Raw genomic sequence first — 20,029 nt, forward strand, 5'->3', positions numbered from 1 at the left:
CGGCCTGACCGGCGGCCTGGCCGTTCGGTCGGCGGCCCGGCCGGCTGGCCCTCCGGCCGGCTGGCCCGCCGACCGGCCGGCGGCCCGCCCGGCCCCCCGACCTGCCGGCCGCTCGGCTTACGGCACCTCGGCCTTGTCGGCGAGGTGCCCGTCGACGAAGCACAGCCGGTACACCGGGATCGCGGCGAGCATCGCGGACCGGTAGTACCGGCATTCGTCCCTGCCCGGAGGCTCGGCGGGCGCCCGTGCCGGAGGGCCGTCGAGCGGCCGGTCGGGCAGGTCCTCCGCGAGCTCCGCGAGGGACTGCCCGACCCGCATCCCGGCGTAGTCCTCCGGCTCCAGGTACGACTGGTGCTGGGTCCACAGCGCGACCCCCGCCATCAGCGCCCCCAGCGCCACGAGCAGCGCGAGCGGGATCCAGATCGCCTGCGCCAGGCCCTTGCGCACCTGCCGGCGGGCCCGGTCGAGCTCCCGCGCCGAGGTGTGCGCGACGGGCGCCGTCGCCGGCGGCGGGTTCCGCGGCAGTACGGCCTCCAGGGTGAACCCGCCGTTCCCGCCGACCCGGTGGGCCAGCGTCCCGCCGGCGAGCCGCACCCGCTCGTCGAGCCCGACGAGCCCGGTCCCGCCGGAGGCGGGCAGGGCCGGCCCGCTCCCGCCGGGCGGCCCGCTGGCCACCCGGACCCGGACGGTCCTGGTGTCCTCGGCGACGGTGACCGTGACGGCGGCGCCGGGCGCGTGCTTGGCCGCGTTGGTGAGGCCCTCCTGGACCACGCGGTGGAGCGCGAGGCCGGGCATGCCCGGGAGGGCGGGGACCGGTGTCGTCGTGAGGGCGACCGCGAGGCCGGAGGAGCGGGCGCGGGCGACGAGGTCCTCGACGGTCTCGCCCGGCGGGCTGGTCGGGGCGGCGGCGCCGTCCTCGCGGAGGACGCCGATGATGTCCCGCAGCCGTGCGGTCGCGTCCGCCGCCGCGCGGCGCAGCTCGCCGGCGGCGTGCTGCTGGGCGGGTCCGAGCTCCGAATCGACCTCCAGGGCGCCGGCGCGGACCGCGATGAGGGCCAGGTCGTGGCCGAGGGAGTCGTGCATGTCGCCCGCGATCCGGGACCGTTCCCGCAGCCGCTCCCGGTCGGCGACGGCGGCCTGTTCGCGTTCCATCCGGTCCGCCAGCTCCCAGCCGCTGCGCACCAGCCGGTCGTACTGGCGTACGTAACGGCCGATCAGCCAGGGCGCGACGACGGCGAGCGCCAGTGCGAGCAGCAGCGTGAACCACTGGCCCAGCGACGTGTGGGTGAGCCTCGTCAGGAGCAGTCCCACCGCCGCCACCGCCCCGAACAGCCACAGCGCCGCCGCGGTGTGCTCCTGCCGCCGTCCGGCCAGGAAGCCGAAGGCGATCAGGGCCAGGCTGTACGAGGGGGTGAACAGCTCCAGGGACGCGGGCAGGCTCGCCGCGACCGTGACCGCGAGCGGCACCAGCGGCCACTTCCGGCTCACTGCGACGCAGCCGGCCAGGACGGCGACGCCGACGGCGACCAGACCCCAGCTCCCGCCGTCGTTCGGGTCGGACTTCAGCAGGACGGGCACGCAGAGCAGCGCCCAGAGCCCCAGGTCGAAGAGACGCTCACGCACCGGCATCCCCCGGAACCACCCCCGCCTCGTACGCGAGCACGGCGAGCTGGACGCGGTTGCGCAGCCCGAGCCGGCCCAGGACCGCGCTCACATGGGCCTTCACGGTGCCCTCGACGACGTACATCCGGTCGGCGATCTCCTGGTTGGAGAGCCCTGCCCCGAGCAGGGCGACGACCTCCCGCTCCCGCCCGGTCAGCGGTTCGAGCCGCGCCCGCGCCTCGGCGGCCCGCGTGAACCGCTCGCCGCCGAGCGTGTCGATCACCCGCCGCGCCACCCCGGGCGACAGCGCAGCACCACCCCCGGCCACCGCCCGCACCCCCGCGATCAGTTCCCGCGGATCCCCCGACTTCAGCAGGAACCCACTCACCCCGCTCCCGAGCGCCCGCGCGATGTACGCGTCCTCCGAGAACGTCGTCAGCATCACCACCGCCGCCCCGGGCACCACCGCACGCAACTCCTCCGCCGCGCCGAGCCCGTCGAGCCGGGGCATCCGGATGTCGAGCAGGACCACGTCCGGCCGGTGCTCCCGGGCGAGTTCGACGGCCTCACGGCCGTCCCCGGCCTCCGCGACCACCTCGATCCCGGCGTCGGCGGCCAGGATGGCCCGCACCCCGGCCCTGATCATCGTCTCGTCGTCGGCCAGCAGCACCCTGATCATGCGGTCCAGGGTATGCAGACGCGCGGACGCCCGGAGGGAGGGTTCCCTCCGGGCGTCCGCCGGGTCACTTCAGGCCTTGCGGGCCGTCCCGTTTACGGGAAGGTCAGCTTGAAGTTGTTGATGTAGCCGGTGTCGATGGCGGCCTTGTCCTGGACGCGGAGCTTCCAGGCGCCGTTGGCGACCTCGGTGGAGGCGTTCACGGTGAACGTCTGCTGGATGTTGTCGGCGCTGCCGCCGGAGCGGTTGGAGAGGCTGTAGACCGAGCCGTCGGGGGCGATGAGGTCGACGACGAGGTCACCGCGGTAGGTGTGGATGATGTCCACGCCGACGGCGAGGTTGCTCGGGGCGTTGCCGGTGACGCCGGTGACGTTGACCGTCGAGGTGACCGCGGCGCCGGGGGAGTCCGGGATGGCGACGTCGGCCGAGTTCTCGAAGACCTTGCCGGTGGGCGGGGTGCCGCCGCCGGAGCGCGGACCCACGTTGATGGCGGCCCAGGCGTCCTCGACGGCCGCGACCTCGGGGCTGGTGGCGCCGTAGAGGGCCTTGGCGACGTCGACCGTGCCGGTGCGGGCACCGGCGTAGTCAGTGGTGGTGTTCCACTTGGTGGTGAGCGCCTTGAACCAGATCAGCTCGGCCTTGGCGCGGCCGATGCCGGTGACGGGCAGGCCGTCGGAGGTCGGCGAGTCGTAGGTGACGCCGTTGACGGTCTTGACGCCGCTGCCCTCGGAGAGCAGGTAGAAGAAGTGGTTCGCCGGGCCCGAGGAGTAGTGGACGTCGATGCCGCCGAGGCCCGAGTACCAGGCGTCCTTGGACGAGCCGTCCTTGCTCGGCTTGTCCATGTAGCGCAGCGGGGTGCCGTTGCCGCGGATGTCGATCTTCTCGCCGACGAGGTAGTCGCCCGGGTCGGACGGGTTGTTGGCGTAGAACTCGACGGCCGCCGCGAAGATGTCCGAGGTGGCCTCGTTGAGGCCGCCGGACTCGCCGCTGTACTGGAGGCCGGCCGTGTTGGAGGTGACGCCGTGCGTCATCTCGTGCGCGGCCACGTCGATGGACGTCAGCGGCTTGGTGTTGCCGGAGCCGTCGCCGTACGTCATGCAGAAGCAGGAGTCCGACCAGAACGCGTTGACGTACGCGTTGCCGTAGTGGACCCGGGAGTACGCGCCGACGCCGTCACCGCGGATGCCGGTGCGGCCGTGCACGTTCTTGTAGTAGTCCCAGGTGAGCGCGGCACCGTAGTGCGCGTCGGCGCCGGCCGTCTCCTTGTTGGACGGGCTGCCGTTGCCCCACACGTCGGTGGTGTTGCTGAACAGCGTCCCGGTGCCCGACGTACCGCCGTTGAGGTTGTACGTCTTGTGGTTGCCGCGGCCGGTGTCGGTCAGCGTGTACGAGGGCGCGGTGCCGAGCGTCACCTGGCCGCTGTACATCGTGTTGCCGGTGCCGGTCTCGATGGCCTGCCACTCGTAGAGCTTCTGGCCGGTCTTGGCGTCGGTGACGACGTGCAGCTCGTTCGGGGTGCCGTCGTGCTGGAGGCCGCCGACGACGGTCTCGTACGCGAGGACGGGCGCGCCCTTGGCCATCCAGACGACCTTGCGCGGGGCGCGGTTGGTCTCGGCCTTGTCGGAGCCCTCCGCCTTCGCGGCGCCCAGGGCCTGCTTCGACGCGGCGGCCGGGGTGACGGTCGCGGTGGTGTCGACGTTCTTCAGCTCCGCGCGGGAGGCCTTGGAGACGCTCTGGCGCGCGCCGGCCTTCGACTCCTCGACGATCAGGTCGCCGCCCAGGACGGGCAGTCCGGCGAAGGTGCGCTCGTAGCGCGTGTGGGTCGTGCCGTCGCGGTCCTGCACGACGTCGCGGACGACCAGCTTCTCCTGGGCGCCGAGGCCGAGGGACTTGGCCGTGGCGGCCTTGTCGGCGTCGGCCGCCTTGATGAGCGCGATGCGCTCGGCGGGAGTGAGGTCGGCCGGGAGCTTGCCGGGGTTCGCCGAGGTGCCCTGCTGGGCCTGGGGGGCGATGCTCCAGGGGGTGTTCGCCGCGGTGGCGGAACCCGTCTGGACGCCGACGGCGATCATGGCCGCGGCAGCGATCAGAGCGCCGGTCGCGGTGGCGCGACGGCTGGGCGTGGATCTCACGCAGACTCCTTATGCGAGGGGGGTACCGGCGGACTTGGGTGAGCCCGTCCGGGCGGAGCAAGGAGAGCTGTGGAGCACGTACGGGTGAAGCGCTGAACATTGATGCGAAGAGCCGGGGAGAGAGTGACAGGAATGACGGGGACCTGTCAGGAGTGCATCGACAAGTTGGCCTGAAATCGTCCGCTGCCCGTACGTCGGTGTTCGTTAACCGGACGTTTCGCCGATCATGGCCCCGATGCCGTCCAACGTTCGGCGCAACCCGAATTCGAAGAGCGAATCCAGGTCCAGACCGAAACCTCCGGCGCTGGTCACCGCCGTCAGCTCCGGGTACGAGCCGCCCGCCTGGATCGCGTCGAACCGTGGCTCATTCTGTTCCATCCACTCGCCGTCGGAGATCCCCGTGTCCTGGCGCGCCTGCTCCTCCAGATCGTCCGCCATCGACAGGCCCTGGACGTAGGCGAAGATCAGCAGATGGGCGTGGAGCTTGTCCGACGGCGACAGCGGAGTGCCCCGCAGCGCCCGCAGCACCCACTCCGTGTACGCCATCGCGTTCGCCGTCGCGACCGGCCGCGTGAACGAGGCCATCGCGTGCGCCATCCACCGGTGCCGGGTGTACACCGCCCGCAGCCAGCGCGCCCCCGCCTCCAGCCCGATCCGCCAGTCCTCCGGCACCGGCCCCAGCGGCACCTCCCCGCACGCCGCGTCCGCCATCAGCCGCACCAGCTCGGCCTTGCCCGGCACATGGCGGTACAGCGTCATCGTCGACACCCCGAGGACCGTCGCCACCCGCCGCATCGTCAGCGCGTTCAGGCCCTCGGCGTCGGCGAGTTCGAGCGCGGCGGCGACGAGCCGCTCCCGCGAGAGGGGCGCCGCGTCCGGATCCGCGAGGGCGACGACCACCGTGCCCACGCCCGGCTCCGCCCGTACGAGACCCTCCTGGCGCAGCACCCCCAGCGCCTTCGTCGCCGTGGCCATCGCCACGCCCCACTCGCGGGTGATGGCCCGCGTCGACGGCACCAGCGCACCGGGGAGCAACTCGCCGGTGCGGATGCGGCGGCGGAGCTCGGCGGCGATGGCGAGGTAGGGCGGAGAGGTCGGCACGGCGGGGAGTGTACTAGTGCGGTCGGGACGGTGTACGCGGGTTCGACCTGCGGCTTCCCGGGCGGTATCCGAGGTGCACTAGGGCGGGAGTGGCGCCGTACACGCCCGGCTGCTTCCTTCCCCGTATGACACTCACCGCGAGCCCCGGACCCACCACAGGACCCGACCGTGCCGGCCGGCGTGAATGGACCGCACTCGGCGTGCTCATGCTGCCGCTGCTCCTCGTCTCCATGGACGTCTCCGTCCTCTACTTCGCGATCCCCGCCATCGCCTCCGACCTCCGCCCCGGGGCGACCCAGCAGCTGTGGATCCTCGACATGTACGGCTTCGTGCTCGCCGGACTCCTCGTCACCATGGGAGCCCTCGGCGACCGCGTCGGACGCCGCAGGCTCCTCCTCGGCGGCGCCGCCCTCTTCGGCGTCGCCTCGGGCGCCGCCGCCTACGCCCACAGCCCCGGCGCCCTCATCGCCGCCCGCGCGCTCCTCGGCGTCGCCGGCGCCTGCCTCATGCCGTCCACCCTCGCCCTGATCCGCACCCTCTTCCGGGACGCGGCCCAGCGCGCCAAGGCCGTCACCCTGTGGACCACCGTCATGGCGAGCGGCATCTCCCTCGGGCCGGTCGTCAGCGGCGCGCTCCTCGAACACTTCTGGTGGGGCTCGGTGTTCCTGATCAACCTGCCCGCGATGCTGCTGCTGCTCGTTCTCGCGCCCCTGCTGCTGTCCGAGTCCAAGTCGGCCGCGGGCGGCGGGCGGTTCGACGTCGTCAGCGCCGGGCTGTCCCTCGTCGCCCTGCTGCCGCTGATCTACGGCGTCAAGGAGCTCGCCAAGGACGGCTGGGCACCCGTGCCCGCGCTCGGCGTGACCGTCGGGCTGCTCCTCGCCGTCGTCTTCGTGCGCCGCCAGTCGCGGCTCGCCCACCCCATGGTCGACCTCGGGCTCCTCAGGACCCCCGCCTACGGCGGGTCCCTCCTCGTCAACCTGCTCGCCATGGCCGCGACCGTCGGCTACGCCGTCTTCCTCACCCAGTACCTCCAGTCCGTCCTCGGCCAGAGCCCCCTCGAAGCCGCCCTGTGGAGCCTCGTCCCCACCGGCGGCGTCATGCTCGCCGCGCCGGTCGCCGCGGTGCTCGCCGGACGCATGGACCGGGCATACGTGATGGGCGGCGGACTCCTCGTCTCCGCCGCCGGATTCGGGTGGCTGGCCGCCGTCGACCGCGCCACGCCGTTCTGGGTGGTCCTCGTCGGCAGCGCCGTGTACGCCTCCGGGCTCGTGTCCGCCATGACCCTCGCCAACGAACTCGCCCTCGGCGCCGCACCGCCCGAGCGCGCGGGATCCGCCGCCGCCGTCATGGAGGCGGGGCAGGAACTCGGCGGCGCGCTCGGCATGGCGCTGCTCGGCTCCCTGGGCGCGGCCGTCTACACGGCGGCCATGCCCACGTCCGCGTCCGCCGCCGCCCGGGAGACCCTCGGCGGCGCGCTGGACGGTTCGCCGGCCCTGCTCGACACGGCGCGCACGGCGTTCGTCGACTCCATGGGCGCCGCGGCCGCGGGAGCCGCCCTCCTGATGCTGATCGCGGCGGGGGCGGCGGTCCGGGTGCTCCGGCGGCGGACGTGAGGCGGGCGGTGGGCCGACCCGGGCCGCCCCCACCAGGCTGTCGGGCCCGACTCACCGGGCGCCCGGCCGGCCCGCCGCGTCCGTCAGCCCACCAGGCTGTCGCGCCAGGCCTGGTGGAGTCCGGCGTAGTGGCCGTCGGCGGTGACCAGGCTCTGCGGGGTGCCGTCCTCGACGATGCGGCCCGAGTCCATGACGAGGACCCGGTCGGCCACCTCGACGGTGGAGAGCCGGTGGGCGATGACGACGGCGGTGCGGCCGGCCAGGACGGTGTCCATCGCCTGCTGGACGGCCCGCTCGCCCGGTACGTCCAGGGAGCTGGTGGCCTCGTCGAGGATGAGGACGGCCGGGTCCGCGAGGAGGGCGCGGGCGAAGGCGACCAGCTGGCGCTGGCCGGCCGAGATGCGCCCGCCGCGCTTGCGGACGTCCGTGTCGTAGCCGTCGGGGAGGGCGGCGATGAAGTCGTGGGCGCCGATGGCCTTGGCCGCCGCCTCGATCTCGTCGCGGCTCGCGTCCGGGCGGCCGATCGCGATGTTCTCGGCGACCGTCCCCGAGAAGAGGAAGGCCTCCTGGGTGACCATGACCACTCCGCGCCGGAGGTCCGGCGTGGTGAGGTCGCGCAGGTCGACGCCGTCCAGGAGGACCCGGCCCTCGGTGGGGTCGTAGAAGCGGGCGAGGAGCTTGGCGAGCGTCGACTTGCCGGCGCCGGTGGCGCCGACGACGGCCACCGTCTGGCCCGCGGGGATCGTCAGGTCGAAGCGGGGGAGGACCTCGCCGCCCGTGCGGTAGGCGAAACGGACCCCGTCGAACACCACCTGGCGGCCCGGCGTCCCCGTACGCCCGGGGAGGGCGCGGGGGGCGGTCGTCTCGGGCACGCCCGGCTCCTGGGCGAGGAGACCGGCGATCTTGGCGAGGGACGCGGCCGCCGACTCGTAGGAGTTGAGGAACATGCCGAGCCGGTCGATGGGGTCGTACAGGCGCCGCATGTAGAGCACGGCCGCCGCCAGGACGCCCAGCGCGAGGGAGCCGTCGGCGACGCGGTACGCCCCCCAGAGGCACATGCCGGCGACCGCCGTGTTCGCGACCAGGCGGGAGCCGACGACGTAGCGGGCCATCTCCAGGAGGGCGTCGCCGTTGCTGAGCTCGTGGCGGTGGTTGAGGACGGCGAACTCGGCGTCGTTGACCGCCTCGCGGCGGAACGCGCGGACCGGGCGGATGCCGTTCATCGTCTCCGCGAACTTCACGATGACGCCCGCGATGGCCGTGGAGCGCCGGGTGTAGACCTCGCCGACCCGCCGGCGGTAGCTGCCGACCAGCAGGTACAGCGGTGCGAAGGAGAGGACGGCCACCGCGCCGATGCCCAGGTCGAGCCAGAGGAGGACGACGGAGATGGAGACGAAGGAGAGGACCACGCCGACGAGCTCCTGGAGCCCCTCGGACAGGAGCTCGCGCAGGGACTCGACGTCGGTGGTGGAGCGCGAGATCAGCCGCCCCGAGGTGTAGCGCTCGTGGAAGTCGACGCTCAGCACCTGCGCGTGGCGGAAGATCCGGCCCCGCAGGTCGAGCAGGACGTCCTGGTTGATGCGGGCGGCGCCCCGGACGAAGACGTACTGGAGGAGTCCGGACAGGGCCGCGCAGAGCAGATAGCCGAGCGCCACCGCGACGACGGGGCCGTGGTCGCCGGCCCGGAAGGCCGGGACGCCGCGGTCGATGGCGTACGCGACGAGCAGCGGGCCCGCCTGGACGGCGCCCTCCTTCACCAGGAGGACGAGCGCGGCGACCGCGACCCGCGCCCGGTGGGCGACGAGCAGGGAGCGCAGGAGCGCGCCCGTCGCGCCGCTCGGGGCGGGCAGGTCGTCCTGGTCGAAGGGGTCGGACGGCGGGGCCGACCCCTGCGCGGGCTTCTTGTCGAGGGTGGTGTCCGTCATCGCTTCTCCTGGGTCTCGCCGGACATCAGCCAGGCGTACTCCTCGCTGCTCCGCAGCAGTTCCTGGTGGGTGCCGACCGCCGCGATGCGGCCCCGGGACAGCAGCGCGACCCGGTCGGCGAGCATGACCGTCGACGGGCGGTGCGCCACGACCAGGGCCGTCGTCTCCCGCAGGACCTCCCGCAGGGCGGCCTCCACCCGGGCCTCGGTGTGCACGTCGAGCGCCGACAGCGGGTCGTCCAGGATCAGGAACCGGGGACGGCCGACGACCGCCCGCGCCAGGGCGAGCCGCTGCCGCTGGCCGCCCGAGAGGCTCAGGCCCTGCTCGCCGACCTCGGTGGCGACGCCCTCGGGCAGCCGGTCGACGAAGGAGTTCGCCTGCGCCACGCCCAGGGCTCGCCTCAGCTCCGGCTCGCCGGCGGTCTCGTCGGCGCCCATCAGGACGTTGTCGCCGACGCTCGCCGAGAAGAGGGTGGGTTCCTCGAAGGCCATCGACACCAGGGACCGCAGTCGCGCGCGGTCCATCAGGGCGATGTCCTCGCCGTCCAGCAGGATCCGGCCGCCGGTCGTCTCGTGCAGGCGGGGGACGAGCGCGGTGAGCGTCGTCTTGCCGGAACCGGTGCCGCCGACCAGGGCGAGGGTCTCGCCGGGCCGGATGTGGAGGTCGACGCCGTCGAGGACGGGCGGGGTGTCGTCGGGCGCGTCGGGGTAGCGGAACGTCACTCCCTCGAACCGCACACCGCCCGGACCGCCGTCCGCGGACGCCGTCGCGGAGGCGGTGTCCGGCTCCTCCTCCGCGTCCATCACCTCGAAGTACCGCTCGGTGGCGGTCGCCGCCTCCTGGCTCATCGCCAGCAGGAAGCCGATCGACTCCACCGGCCAGCGCAGCGCGAGCGCCGTCGACAGGAACGCGACGAGCGTGCCCGCCGACAGGTCGCCGTCGGCGACCTGCACGGTGCCGAGGACGAGCGCCGCCCCGATGGCCAGCTCGGGTACGACGGTGATGACCGCCCAGATCATCGCGAGCAGCCGCGCCTTGGCGAGCTCGGTGCCGCGCAGCCGCACCGAGAGCGCCCGGAAGGCCTCCGCCTGGCTGCGGTGCCGGCCGAAGCCCTTGACGATCCGGATGCCGAGGACGCTCTCCTCCACGACCGTCGTCAGATCGCCGACCTGGTCCTGCGCCCGCCGCGCCACCACCCCGTAGCGGCTCTCGAACAGCGAGCAGACGATCACCAGCGGCAGCACGGGCGTGAGCAGCACCAGGCCGAGCGACCAGTCCTGGGCGAGGAGGAGCACATAACCCGCGAGGATGGTGACGCCGTTGACCAGCAGGAACGTCAGCGGGAACGCCAGGAACATCCGCACCAGCATCAGGTCGGTCGTCCCGCGGGAGAGCAGCTGACCCGACGCCCAGCGGTCGTGGAAGGCGATCGGGAGCCGCTGGAGCTTCCGGTACAGATCGGCCCGCATCCCCGCCTCGACGCCCGACAGGGGCCGTGCCACCAGCCACCGCCGGAAGCCGAACAGCACCGCCTCCGCGATGCCCAGGAGCAGCAGGCCGAGCGCCCCCCACCACACCCCGCCCGGGTCCCCGTCCGCGACCGGCCCGTCCACCATCCACTTCAGCACGAGCGGGATCACGAGCGACAGGCACGACGCGACGACCGCCACGGCGGCCGCCGTGAACCACCGCCCCCGCACGGGGCGTACGTACGGCCACAGCCGGAGCAGGACGCGCACCGCCGAACGGTCGGCGGAGTGCGGGGGATTCGCTGGGTTCACAGGTTTCTCGGGCATCAGGTCCGACCTTACGGTTCACCACTGACACGGCTCATCCGGTTTTCCGGCCGTACCAACCCCTCCGGGCGAAGCCCACCGCTCGCGAGACGCTCCGAGCACCCGCGCGTGCGCGCAGGGTCAACGAGCCGTGCGCCGATGGCCAAAGACAGGGGTGAGGACGCGCCCCGACACTGATCGGACGCGCGGGCCGTCGCACGGGGGCTCGAAGGACGGCCCGCCGTACGGGTGCTTCCGCGGGCCGCGCCCCGGTCCGCGGGCGACGAGCGCCCTCGCTCCGCCCGGCCACCGCCGTCGCGCCGTGGTGGCCGGGCCGGGAGTGTCCGTCAGGCCCCGACCCGCAGCAGGACCGTCGAGCGGGCGCCGACCGTGATCGTCCCCCCGCCCTCGTGGAAGGTGCCCGGGGCGCGGGACTGGTCCGTACGGGCGGTGTCCACGACGAGCTCGTACGTCGCCGCCCAGGGCGGTCCCGGGAGGCGGAACTCGAGCGGGCGCGGGCCCGCGTGGAGGACGGCGAGGAAGCTGTCGTCGGTGATCCGCTCGCCGCGCTCGTCGCGGCCCGGGATGTCGCGGCCCGACAGGAAGAGGCCGAGGGTGGCGGTGGGCGCGTACCAGTCCCGCTCGGTCATCTCGGTGCCCTCGGCGGTGAACCAGGCCAGGTCCCGCAGTCCGTCCGCGCGCTGCGGGCGGCCCGAGAAGAAGGCCCTGCGGCGCAGCACCGGGTGGCGGTGGCGCAGGTCGAGGAGCCGGCGGGTCAGGGCGAGGAGCTGGCCCCGGCCCGGGTCGTCCGGCAGGGACCAGTCGAGCCAGCCGATCTCGTTGTCCTGGCAGTACGCGTTGTTGTTGCCGCCCTGGGTGCGGCCCGTCTCGTCACCGGCGACGAGCATCGGCACCCCGGTGGACAGCAGGAGGGTGGTGAGCAGGTTGCGCTGCTGGCGCAGCCGCAGCGCGCCGATGGCGGGGTCGTCGGTCTCGCCCTCGGTGCCGCAGTTCCAGGAGCGGTTGTCGTGGGTGCCGTCCCGGTTGCCCTCGCCGTTGGCCTCGTTGTGCTTGCGCTCGTACGTGACGAGGTCGCGGAGGGTGAAGCCGTCGTGCGCGGTGACGAAGTTGACGGAGGCGTAGGGCCGCCGCCCGCCCCAGGCGTACAGGTCGCTGGAGCCGGAGAGCCGGTAGCCGAGGTCCCGCACGTCGGGCAGCGCGCCCCGCCAGAAGTCCCGTACGGCGTCCCGGTAGCGGTCGTTCCACTCGGTCCAGAGCGGCGGGAACGCGCCGACCTGGTAGCCGCCGTTGCCGACGTCCCACGGTTCGGCGATGAGCTTGACCCGGCGCAGCACCGGGTCCTGGGCGATCACGGCGAGGAACGGCGACAGCATGTCGACGTCGTGCATCGAGCGGGCGAGGGCCGCGGCGAGGTCGAAGCGGAAGCCGTCGACGCCCATCTCCGTCACCCAGTACCGCAGCGAGTCGGTGATGAGCCGCAGCACCTGGGGCTGCACGACGTGCAGGGTGTTGCCGCAGCCCGTGTAGTCCGCGTACCGGCGGGCGTCGGACTGGAGCCGGTAGTAGCCGCGGTTGTCGATGCCCTTCAGGGAGAGGGTGGGGCCGAGCTCGCCCGCCTCCGCGGTGTGGTTGTAGACGACGTCGAGGATGACCTCGATCCCGGCCGCGTGCAGCGCCCGCACCATCCGCTTGAACTCGCCGACCTGCTGCCCCGCCGTCCCGGACGAGGAGTAGCCGGCGTGCGGGGCGAAGTAGCCGAGCGAGTTGTAGCCCCAGTAGTTGCGCAGGCCGCGCCGCAGCAGGTGGTCCTCGTGCGCGAACTGGTGGACCGGCAGGAGTTCGACCGCCGTCACCCCGAGCCCGGTGAGGTGCTCGATCGCCGCCGGGTGCGCGAGCCCCGCGTACGTGCCCCGCAGGTGCTCGGGGATGCCCGGGTGGAGCTTGGTGAAGCCCTTGACGTGCACCTCGTAGATGACGGAGTCCTGCCAGGGCGTCTTGGGCCTGCGGTCGTCCGACCAGTCGTCGTCGTCGTGGACGACGACCCCCTTCGGCACGTGCGGCGCGGAGTCCCGCTCGTCGCGGACGGTGTCGGCCACGTGCTGCTGCGGCCAGTCCCTGACGTGCCCGTACGCCTCCGGGGGCAGCGAGCCGAAGTCGCCGTCGACGGCCCGCGCGTACGGGTCGAGGAGCAGCTTCGCCGGGTTCCAGCGGGCGCCCGTCCACGGGTCCCAGCGGCCGTGCACCCGGTAGCCGTACCGCTGCCCCGCTCCGACGCCCGGCACGAAGCCGTGCCAGATCTCATGGGTCAGCTCCGTCAGCGGCAGCCGCGTCTCCGTCCCGTCCGCGTCGAAGAGGCACAGTTCGACGGCCTCCGCGCCGCCCGCCCACAGGGCGAAGTTGGTGCCCGCCGTCCCGCCGGGGCCGACCCGGCAGCGGGCGCCGAGCGGCGTCGGCGCACCCGGCCATACGGGTGGCGCGGCCCGCTCCGGGGCATGTTCGGATACCGCCTGCTGCTCGGCTGCACTCGCCACCGTCCCGGCCTCCCGCGGCTCGTCGGGCCCGCACCCGCGGGAGCGGCGGCGTCCCGGCCGCCGCTCCCGCGCGTTGTCCTCCCCCTGTTCTGCCCGGACGGCCGTGCTCCCAACATGCCCCGCACGCACGTTTCCCCTGGAGGGTGGCCGTCGTTGGGCCGAGCGTGAATCGAGTATGGAAGCGGACGAGGTACGCCCTGGCGGTCGCGGGACTGGTCGCCGGCCTTGCGGGCTGCACAGGCGTGGACGGCGGAGGGGGCATCGACGTTTCCCTGCCGGGCAAGGCGCGGGCCCCCGGCGACGTCATCCGGGTGAGCCCGGAGGACGGCAGCAAGGCGGTGCCGGCGGAGGGCCCGGTCGAGGTGAGGATCGACAGCGGCCGGCTGGAGCGGGTGACGGTCGTCCAGGTCGAGGACGCCCAGCGGACCCGGGTCGCCGGGGAGATCTCCGCGGACGGGCTGCGCTGGCGGCCGAAGGCGGACACCCGGCTCGAACTGTCCGCGAAGTACAGCGTGGACGCGGTCGCGCTCGACGCGCACGGGCGCCGCTCGGCCCGCCACACCACCTTCACCACCGTGGTGCCGGAGAGCCGCTTCATCGGCTACTTCAAGCCGGAGAACCGTTCCACGGTCGGCACCGGCATGATCGTCTCCTTCGGCTTCAACCGGCCCATCGAGAACCGGGCCGAGGTCGAGCGGGCCATCCGCGTCACCTCGGTGCCGCCGGTGGAGGTGGTCGGCCACTGGTTCGGCAAGGAGCGGCTCGACTTCCGCCCCGCCGCGTACTGGCGGCCCGGCACGAAGGTCACCGTCGAACTCGGCCTGCGCGACGTCGAGGGGGCGCCCGGCGTGTACGGCGTCCAGCGCAAGAAGGTCGGCTTCACCATCGGCCGCTCCCAGGTCTCCCTGGTCGACGCCGCCGAGCACACCATGGTGGTCCGGCGGGACGGCGAGGTCCTGGCCACCGTGCCGATCACCGCGGGGGCGCCGAAGACGACCACGTACAACGGCAAGATGGTCGTCACGGAGCTGTACGACGTGACGCGGATGGACGGCCGGACCGTCGGCTTCGGCGGCGAGTACGACATCAAGGACGTGCCGCACGCGATGCGCCTCACCGACTCGGGCACCTTCCTGCACGGCAACTACTGGGCCTCGGCCTCCACCTTCGGCTCCGCGAACGTCAGCCACGGCTGCGTGGGGCTGCGCGACGACAAGGGCGGCAGCGCCGAGTCGCCCGCGGGCTGGTTCTTCGACCGCACGCTCATCGGCGACGTGGTCGAGGTGGTCAACTCCCGTGACGAGGAGGTCGCTCCCGACAACGGTCTCGGGGGCTGGAACCTGGACTGGAAGCAGTGGCGGGCGGGCTCCGCGCTCGGCTGACCGGCCGCTTCCCCCGCGCCGACCCACTAGCACGTCGACTGGGACTGAACGGTGACATTTACGAGGAACTTTCGTGTCCTGCGGTGTGATTATCTAGCGCTGTGTGCGCGGTTGGATGCACACGGGGGTGGGGCCGTGGCGGTTGCCAGGCCGTGCGAGGGGAGACGACCACAGTGAACGGGCAGCCGATATCGGGGGCATCGGTAGGGGCGACGGCACGTCGCGGCCGGCGGCGCGGGGGCGTCCGCCTCCAGGCCGTGGCGGCGGGAGCGCTGCTCCTCGTGCTCACCGCCTGCGGCGGCGGCGGGACCGCCGGCGGCGGTACGGGCGGCGGGCAGGGACCGGCGGCGCAGGGCGGCGGGCAGGACAACGCGGCCTCCCAGGCGGTCGTGACGATCCTTCCGAAGGACGGCGCCGACGCGGTCGCCACCAGCGGCGCCCTCAAGGTCACCGCGGAGCAGGGCAAGCTGACCACGGTCACGGTCGCCGACTCCAAGGGCACCGAGGTCGAGGGCAAGATCGCGGCGGACGGCGCCAGCTGGTCGCCCACCGCCCACCTGGCCGCGGGCACCCAGTACAAGGTGCACGCCATCGCGAAGGACGGCGAGGGCCGCGAGTCGGCGAAGGACACCACCTTCACCACGCTCGTCCCGAAGAACACCTTCATCGGCCACTACACGCCGGAGGACGGTTCGACCGTCGGCGTCGGCATGCCGGTCTCCATCAACTTCACCCGGGGCATCACCGACCCGGAGGCCGTCGAGAAGGCCATCAAGGTCACGGCCGAGCCGGCCGTGCAGATCGAGGGCCACTGGTTCGGCAACGACCGCCTCGACTTCCGCCCGGAGAAGTACTGGGCCGCCGGCACCAAGGTGACCGTGCACCTCAACCTGGACGGCGTCGAGGGCCGCCCGGGCGTCTACGGCAAGCAGAAGAAGACGATCACCTTCACCATCGGCCGCCGTCAGGTGTCCACCGTCGACGCGAGCGCCAAGACGATGAAGGTCGAGCGCGACGGCGCCATCATCAAGACGCTGCCGATCACCGCGGGCGCCCCGTCCACGACCACGTACAACGGTCAGATGGTCATCAGCGAGAAGTACAAGGTGACGCGCATGAACGGCGCCACCGTCGGCTTCGGCGGCGAGTACGACATCAAGGACGTGCCGCACGCCATGCGCCTGTCCAACTCGGGCACGTTCGTGCACGGCAACTACTGGGCCTCCTCGTCCACCTTCGGCTCCACGAACGTCAGCCACGGCTGCGTCGGCCTGCAGGACGCCCGCGGCGCCGGTGACAGCTCGACCCCGGCGGCCTGGTTCTTCGACCGCTCGCTCATCGGCGACGTCGTCATCGTGAAGAACTCCAAGGACAAGCAGATCAAGCCGGAGAACGGCCTGAACGGCTGGAACATGGACTGGTCGGAGTGGATCGCCTAGGCGATCCCGTCCCGAGCGACCGATGAGGGACCCGGTGCTGTGAGCAACAGCACCGGGTCCCTCCGCGTTAACGCCGACTAACCTTCCCCCATGACTGTGAACCTCGAAGTCGCCGAAGGCGTCGGCACGATCCGCCTCGACCGCCCCCCGATGAACGCCCTGGACATCGCGACCCAGGACCGGCTGCGCGAGCTGGCCCAGGAGCTGACCGATCGCGACGACGTGCGGGCCGTGGTGCTCTACGGCGGCGAGAAGGTGTTCGCGGCCGGCGCGGACATCAAGGAGATGCAGGTCATGGACCACGTGGCCATGGTCAAGCGGTCGCGCGCCCTCCAGGACTCCTTCACCGCCATCGCCCGCATCCCCAAGCCCGTCGTGGCCGCGATCACCGGTTACGCGCTCGGCGGCGGCTGCGAGCTCGCGCTCTGCGCCGACTACCGGATCGCCGCCGACAACGCGAAGCTGGGCCAGCCGGAGATCCTGCTCGGCCTGATCCCGGGCGCGGGCGGCACCCAGCGCCTGTCGCGGCTGATCGGCCCCTCCCGGGCCAAGGACCTCATCTTCACCGGCCGGATGGTGAAGGCCGAGGAGGCGCTGACGCTCGGTCTGGTCGACCGGGTCGTCCCGGCCGCCGAGGTGTACGAGCAGGCGCACGCCTGGGCCGCCAAGCTGGCGCAGGGCCCGGCGGTCGCCCTGCGGGCCGCCAAGGAGGCGATTGACCAGGGTCTGGAGGCCGACATCGACACCGGTCTTGCCATCGAGCGCACCTGGTTCGCGGGCCTGTTCGCGACCGAGGACCGCGAGCGCGGCATGCGCAGCTTCGTCGAGGAGGGCCCGGGCAAGGCGAAGTTCGCCTGACATGTGCCCCGGCGTCACCCGGCAGGTGATCCGGCGGGGGTCGATTCCACCGGAACGGCCCCCGCGAGGGGCTTCGTACGGCCATGATGGGGGGCATGGCGGGCCTGGAGGGTAGGGAACAACCTTGGCAGCGCGGCAGCGCCGCCGCCGCGCGCTGGTCATTGGCCGCGGATGACGAACAGGCCGCCGTCACAGTGGAGTTGTACGGCAATCCGGCCGAGGAGGATGTCCGGCTGCCGTCCCGTCCCGAATCGGCGTGGGTGGCCCGCAGGCTCACCCAGCACGTGATCCTGCGTCAGTGGGGCCTCGGCCCGCAGATCGCCGAGCACGCGGTGCTCCTCGTCTCGGAGCTCGTCGGGAACGCGGTCCGGCACACCGGCGCCCGGGTCTTCGCGCTGAGGCTCCAGCGGCGCCGCGGCTGGATCCGGATCGAGGTCCGCGACCCCTCGCGCGGACTGCCCTGTCTGATGCCGGTGCACGAGCTCGACACGAGCGGGCGCGGGCTCTTCCTCGTCGACAAGCTCTCGGACCGCTGGGGCGTGGACCTGGCGCCGCGCGGCAAGACGACGTGGTTCGAGATGCGCGTCGCCGACCGCCCCTGAGCCCGCCCCGACCTGCCCCCGCACGCACGGAAGCCCCCGTGTGCCGTGGTGGGGCGCGTGGGGGCTTCCGTGTGATGCGCCGTGGACGGGGGGGGTGTATCCACGGCAGCTATGTCGACCTGGCCCGGGTCAATGGGGGTCGGTGACTCCGACTATGTCAGACGGGTGGCCCTACCGCCAAAAGTCCTTAGTGGGGCAAGGCAGGTCAAAACCGGACAGTTTAATAGTGAATCGTTGGTGACGTGCAGCACTCGCCTTGTAAATAGTGAATGACTATGCGGTTCATCGCTTGTTTGCCCGGCTCGTCCGCATGGTGGACGCCCTCGCGAGGGCTGCAAACGTCCTGAAATGGCCTAATCGTAATAAAACGGTCCTGATCCCCATTAAATGGTCGCGTGAAGCCGACCGACCGCCGAGGAGCGCTCCGCGCGGGCGCGGCCGCCGCCGTCGCCGTCGCGGGAACCCTCGCCACCGCCTGCGGTACGGAACCCCGCCCCGCGCCCCCCTCCGCCACCGCGCCCACCCCCGCCACCGCGCGGCGCCCCGCTGCCGCGCCCGCCGTCGCCCCCGCCCCCCGCCGCTTCCCCGGCCGGCCCGACGAGATCGCACACGGCCCCCGCGACCGGCCCCGGGTCGCCCTCACCTTCCACGGCCAGGGCGACCCCGCGCTCGCCCGCACCCTCCTCGGCCAGGCCGAGCAGGCGGGCGCCCGCGTCACCGTCCTCGCCGTCGGCAGCTGGCTCGACGACCACCCCGACCTCGCCCGCCGCGTCCTCGACGGCGGACACGACCTCGGCAACCACACCCAGCACCACGTCGACGTCAACGCCATGACCGAAGCCGAGGCCCACGCCGAGATCGAGGCCTGCGCCACCCGGCTGCGCCGCCTCACCGGCTCCATCGGCAGCTGGTTCCGGCCCTCCCGCACCCAGCACGCCGCCCCCGCCGTCCTGCGCGCGGCCCGCCGCGCCGGATACCCGCACGTCCTCTCGTACGACGTCGACTCCCTCGACTTCACCGCGCCCGACGCCGCCACCGTCGTCCGCGACGTCACCGGAGCCGTCCGGGCCGGATCCGTCGTCAGCCTGCACTTCGGCTACCCGGTCACCGCCGCCGCGCTGCCCCTCCTCCTCGCCGACCTCGACCGCCGCGGACTGCGCGCGGTCACCACCACGGAGCTGCTGACCTGATGGCCCACCACACGAAGAGAACCAGGACCCTCCTCGCCGCCGCGCTCCTCGCCGCCCTGGCGGGCTGCGGCACCGGGGACCCCGGCGACGGCGCCGCGGCGGTGAAGAAGGCCGCCGCCCCCGCCGTGCCCAAACCGGCCGCCGCCCCCGCCGGACTGCCCGGCATGCCGCCCGTGCTCGACCCGAACGACGTCTACGCCGCCGACCGGCCGAACCGACTCTCCCCGGTGGTACGGAACTTCCCCTCCCGGGTCTACGTCCCCAACACCAACTCCAACACCGTCTCGGTCATCGACCCCGCCACCTACAAGGTCGTCGAGACCATCCCGGTCGGCGTCCAGCCCCAGCACGTCGTCCCGTCCTGGGACCTGAAGACCCTCTGGGTCAACAACAACCGGGGCCACACCCTCACGCCCATCGACCCCGCCACCGGCATCGCCGGCAAGCCCGTCGAGGTCCACGACCCGTACAACCTCTACTTCACGCCCGACGGCAAGTACGCCGTCGTCATGGCCTCCCTCGACCGCGAACTCGTCTTCCGCGACCCGCACACCATGGAACGGAGGAAGTCCGTCCCGGTGAGCTGCTACGGCGTCAACCACGCCGACTTCTCCGCCGACGGACGCTACTTCGTGGTCTCCTGCGAGTTCTCCGGCGAACTCCTCAAGGTCGACACCGAGAAGATGGAGGTCGTCGGGCAGCTGAAACTGCCCTTCCAGGGCGCCATGCCCCAGGACGTGAAGCTCTCCCCGGACGGGAAGACCTTCTACGTCGCCGACATGATGGCTCACGGCATGTGGGTGCTCGACGGCGAGAAGTTCACCGTCCCCACGCTGCTCCCCACCGGCAAGGGGGCCCACGGCCTCTACATCAGCCGGGACTCGCGCGAGATGTACGTCCCCAACCGCGGCGAGGGCTCCGTCTCCGTCTTCGACTTCGCGCGGAACAAGCTCACCAAGAAGTGGTGGCTCCCCGACGGCGGTTCGCCCGACATGGGCGGCGTCTCCGCCGACGGCAAGGTCCTCTGGCTCTCCGGCCGGTACGACTCCGAGGTCTACGCCATCGACACCGCCACCGGCCGGCAGCTCGCCCGCATCCCGGTCGGCGGCGGCCCCCACGGCCTCGCCGTCTACCCCCAGCCCGGCCGCTACTCCCTCGGCCACACCGGCGTCTTCCGCTAGGGCC

14 protein-coding genes are annotated in these 20,029 nt (G+C 72.8%); 7 read left to right on the forward strand and 7 right to left on the reverse strand.

All coding sequences use genetic code 11. The features are described 5' to 3' along the window. Positions 1–117: 117 nt before the first annotated feature. The 4 genes from MRBLMG1_RS10180 to MRBLMG1_RS10195 form a co-directional block, all read right to left on the reverse strand. Entirely contained in the window at positions 118–1,629 is a 1,512-nt protein-coding gene (locus tag MRBLMG1_RS10180; RefSeq protein ID WP_367822909.1) for a sensor histidine kinase, read from the reverse strand. Next, on the reverse strand, positions 1,616–2,281 hold the full coding sequence (locus MRBLMG1_RS10185) for a response regulator (RefSeq protein ID WP_367822910.1): 666 nt from the start codon (positions 2,279–2,281) through the stop codon (positions 1,616–1,618). Before MRBLMG1_RS10185 ends, MRBLMG1_RS10180 begins: the two co-directional genes overlap by 14 nt. Positions 2,282–2,373: 92 nt before the next feature. Then, complete coding sequence (locus tag MRBLMG1_RS10190; protein ID WP_367822911.1) at positions 2,374–4,407, reverse strand: M4 family metallopeptidase; 2,034 nt, start codon at positions 4,405–4,407, stop codon at positions 2,374–2,376. Positions 4,408–4,611: 204 nt separating this feature from the next. Next, complete coding sequence (locus MRBLMG1_RS10195; RefSeq protein ID WP_367822913.1) at positions 4,612–5,508, reverse strand: TetR/AcrR family transcriptional regulator C-terminal domain-containing protein; 897 nt, start codon at positions 5,506–5,508, stop codon at positions 4,612–4,614. 125 nt (positions 5,509–5,633) lie between these two features. Between MRBLMG1_RS10195 and MRBLMG1_RS10200 the strand changes: the two genes are divergently transcribed. Further along, the gene (locus MRBLMG1_RS10200) at positions 5,634–7,121 is read left to right on the forward strand and encodes an MFS transporter (RefSeq protein ID WP_367822915.1); all 1,488 of its coding nucleotides are present in this window, start codon (positions 5,634–5,636) and stop codon (positions 7,119–7,121) included. A gap of 83 nt (positions 7,122–7,204) precedes the next feature. Here MRBLMG1_RS10200 and MRBLMG1_RS10205 read toward each other — a convergent pair whose 3' ends face one another. The 3 genes from MRBLMG1_RS10205 to glgX all read right to left on the reverse strand — a co-directional run bounded on the left by MRBLMG1_RS10205 (position 7,205) and on the right by glgX (position 13,373). Then, on the reverse strand, positions 7,205–9,046 hold the full coding sequence (locus MRBLMG1_RS10205) for an ABC transporter ATP-binding protein (protein WP_367822916.1): 1,842 nt from the start codon (positions 9,044–9,046) through the stop codon (positions 7,205–7,207). Beyond that, entirely contained in the window at positions 9,043–10,842 is a 1,800-nt protein-coding gene (locus tag MRBLMG1_RS10210; RefSeq protein WP_367822918.1) for an ABC transporter ATP-binding protein, read from the reverse strand. The genes MRBLMG1_RS10205 and MRBLMG1_RS10210 overlap by 4 nt, the downstream gene beginning before the upstream one ends. A gap of 326 nt (positions 10,843–11,168) precedes the next feature. Then, positions 11,169–13,373 carry a glycogen debranching protein GlgX gene (glgX, locus tag MRBLMG1_RS10215; RefSeq protein ID WP_367822920.1) on the reverse strand — a complete coding sequence of 735 codons (2,205 nt, stop codon included), beginning with the start codon at positions 13,371–13,373 and terminating at the stop codon, positions 11,169–11,171. 143 nt (positions 13,374–13,516) lie between these two features. Here glgX and MRBLMG1_RS10220 point away from each other — a divergent pair, with 143 nt between their 5' ends. The 6 genes from MRBLMG1_RS10220 to MRBLMG1_RS10245 all read left to right on the forward strand — a co-directional run bounded on the left by MRBLMG1_RS10220 (position 13,517) and on the right by MRBLMG1_RS10245 (position 20,025). Beyond that, positions 13,517–14,755: a L,D-transpeptidase gene (locus MRBLMG1_RS10220; RefSeq protein ID WP_414721521.1), complete on the forward strand. Its 1,239-nt coding sequence runs from the start codon at positions 13,517–13,519 to the stop codon at positions 14,753–14,755. Between the two features lie 173 nt (positions 14,756–14,928). Next, positions 14,929–16,194, forward strand: coding sequence for a L,D-transpeptidase (locus MRBLMG1_RS10225; RefSeq protein ID WP_367822923.1), 1,266 nt, complete (start codon positions 14,929–14,931; stop codon positions 16,192–16,194). 90 nt (positions 16,195–16,284) lie between these two features. Continuing rightward, a complete protein-coding gene (locus tag MRBLMG1_RS10230) occupies positions 16,285–17,052 on the forward strand; it encodes an enoyl-CoA hydratase/isomerase family protein (RefSeq protein WP_367822925.1) in 768 nt (255 codons plus the stop codon). 95 nt (positions 17,053–17,147) lie between these two features. After that, positions 17,148–17,654 (forward strand): ATP-binding protein, encoded by a 507-nt coding sequence (locus MRBLMG1_RS10235; RefSeq protein WP_367822926.1) that lies wholly within the window; start codon positions 17,148–17,150, stop codon positions 17,652–17,654. Between the two features lie 395 nt (positions 17,655–18,049). Next, a complete protein-coding gene (locus tag MRBLMG1_RS10240) occupies positions 18,050–18,844 on the forward strand; it encodes a polysaccharide deacetylase family protein (protein WP_367822928.1) in 795 nt (264 codons plus the stop codon). Continuing rightward, positions 18,844–20,025 (forward strand): hypothetical protein, encoded by a 1,182-nt coding sequence (locus tag MRBLMG1_RS10245; protein ID WP_367822930.1) that lies wholly within the window; start codon positions 18,844–18,846, stop codon positions 20,023–20,025. Before MRBLMG1_RS10240 ends, MRBLMG1_RS10245 begins: the two co-directional genes overlap by 1 nt. Positions 20,026–20,029 lie beyond the last annotated feature (4 nt).

The organism is Streptomyces sp. LMG1-1-1.1, assembly GCF_040815545.1.
Lineage (GTDB): Bacteria > Actinomycetota > Actinomycetes > Streptomycetales > Streptomycetaceae > Streptomyces.

What these genes read in the sequence shown, in the direction of transcription:
- MRBLMG1_RS10180 (WP_367822909.1), bottom strand. Translation starts at nt 1,629, where the DNA reads ATGCCGGTGCGTGAGCGTCTCTTCGACCTGGGGCTCTGGGCGCTGCTC.
- MRBLMG1_RS10185 (WP_367822910.1), bottom strand. Translation starts at nt 2,281, where the DNA reads ATGATCAGGGTGCTGCTGGCCGACGACGAGACGATGATCAGGGCCGGG.
- MRBLMG1_RS10200 (WP_367822915.1), top strand. Translation starts at nt 5,634, where the DNA reads ATGACACTCACCGCGAGCCCCGGACCCACCACAGGACCCGACCGTGCC.
- MRBLMG1_RS10205 (WP_367822916.1), bottom strand. Translation starts at nt 9,046, where the DNA reads ATGACGGACACCACCCTCGACAAGAAGCCCGCGCAGGGGTCGGCCCCG.
- MRBLMG1_RS10210 (WP_367822918.1), bottom strand. Translation starts at nt 10,842, where the DNA reads ATGCCCGAGAAACCTGTGAACCCAGCGAATCCCCCGCACTCCGCCGAC.
- MRBLMG1_RS10230 (WP_367822925.1), top strand. Translation starts at nt 16,285, where the DNA reads ATGACTGTGAACCTCGAAGTCGCCGAAGGCGTCGGCACGATCCGCCTC.
- MRBLMG1_RS10235 (WP_367822926.1), top strand. Translation starts at nt 17,148, where the DNA reads ATGGCGGGCCTGGAGGGTAGGGAACAACCTTGGCAGCGCGGCAGCGCC.
- MRBLMG1_RS10245 (WP_367822930.1), top strand. Translation starts at nt 18,844, where the DNA reads ATGGCCCACCACACGAAGAGAACCAGGACCCTCCTCGCCGCCGCGCTC.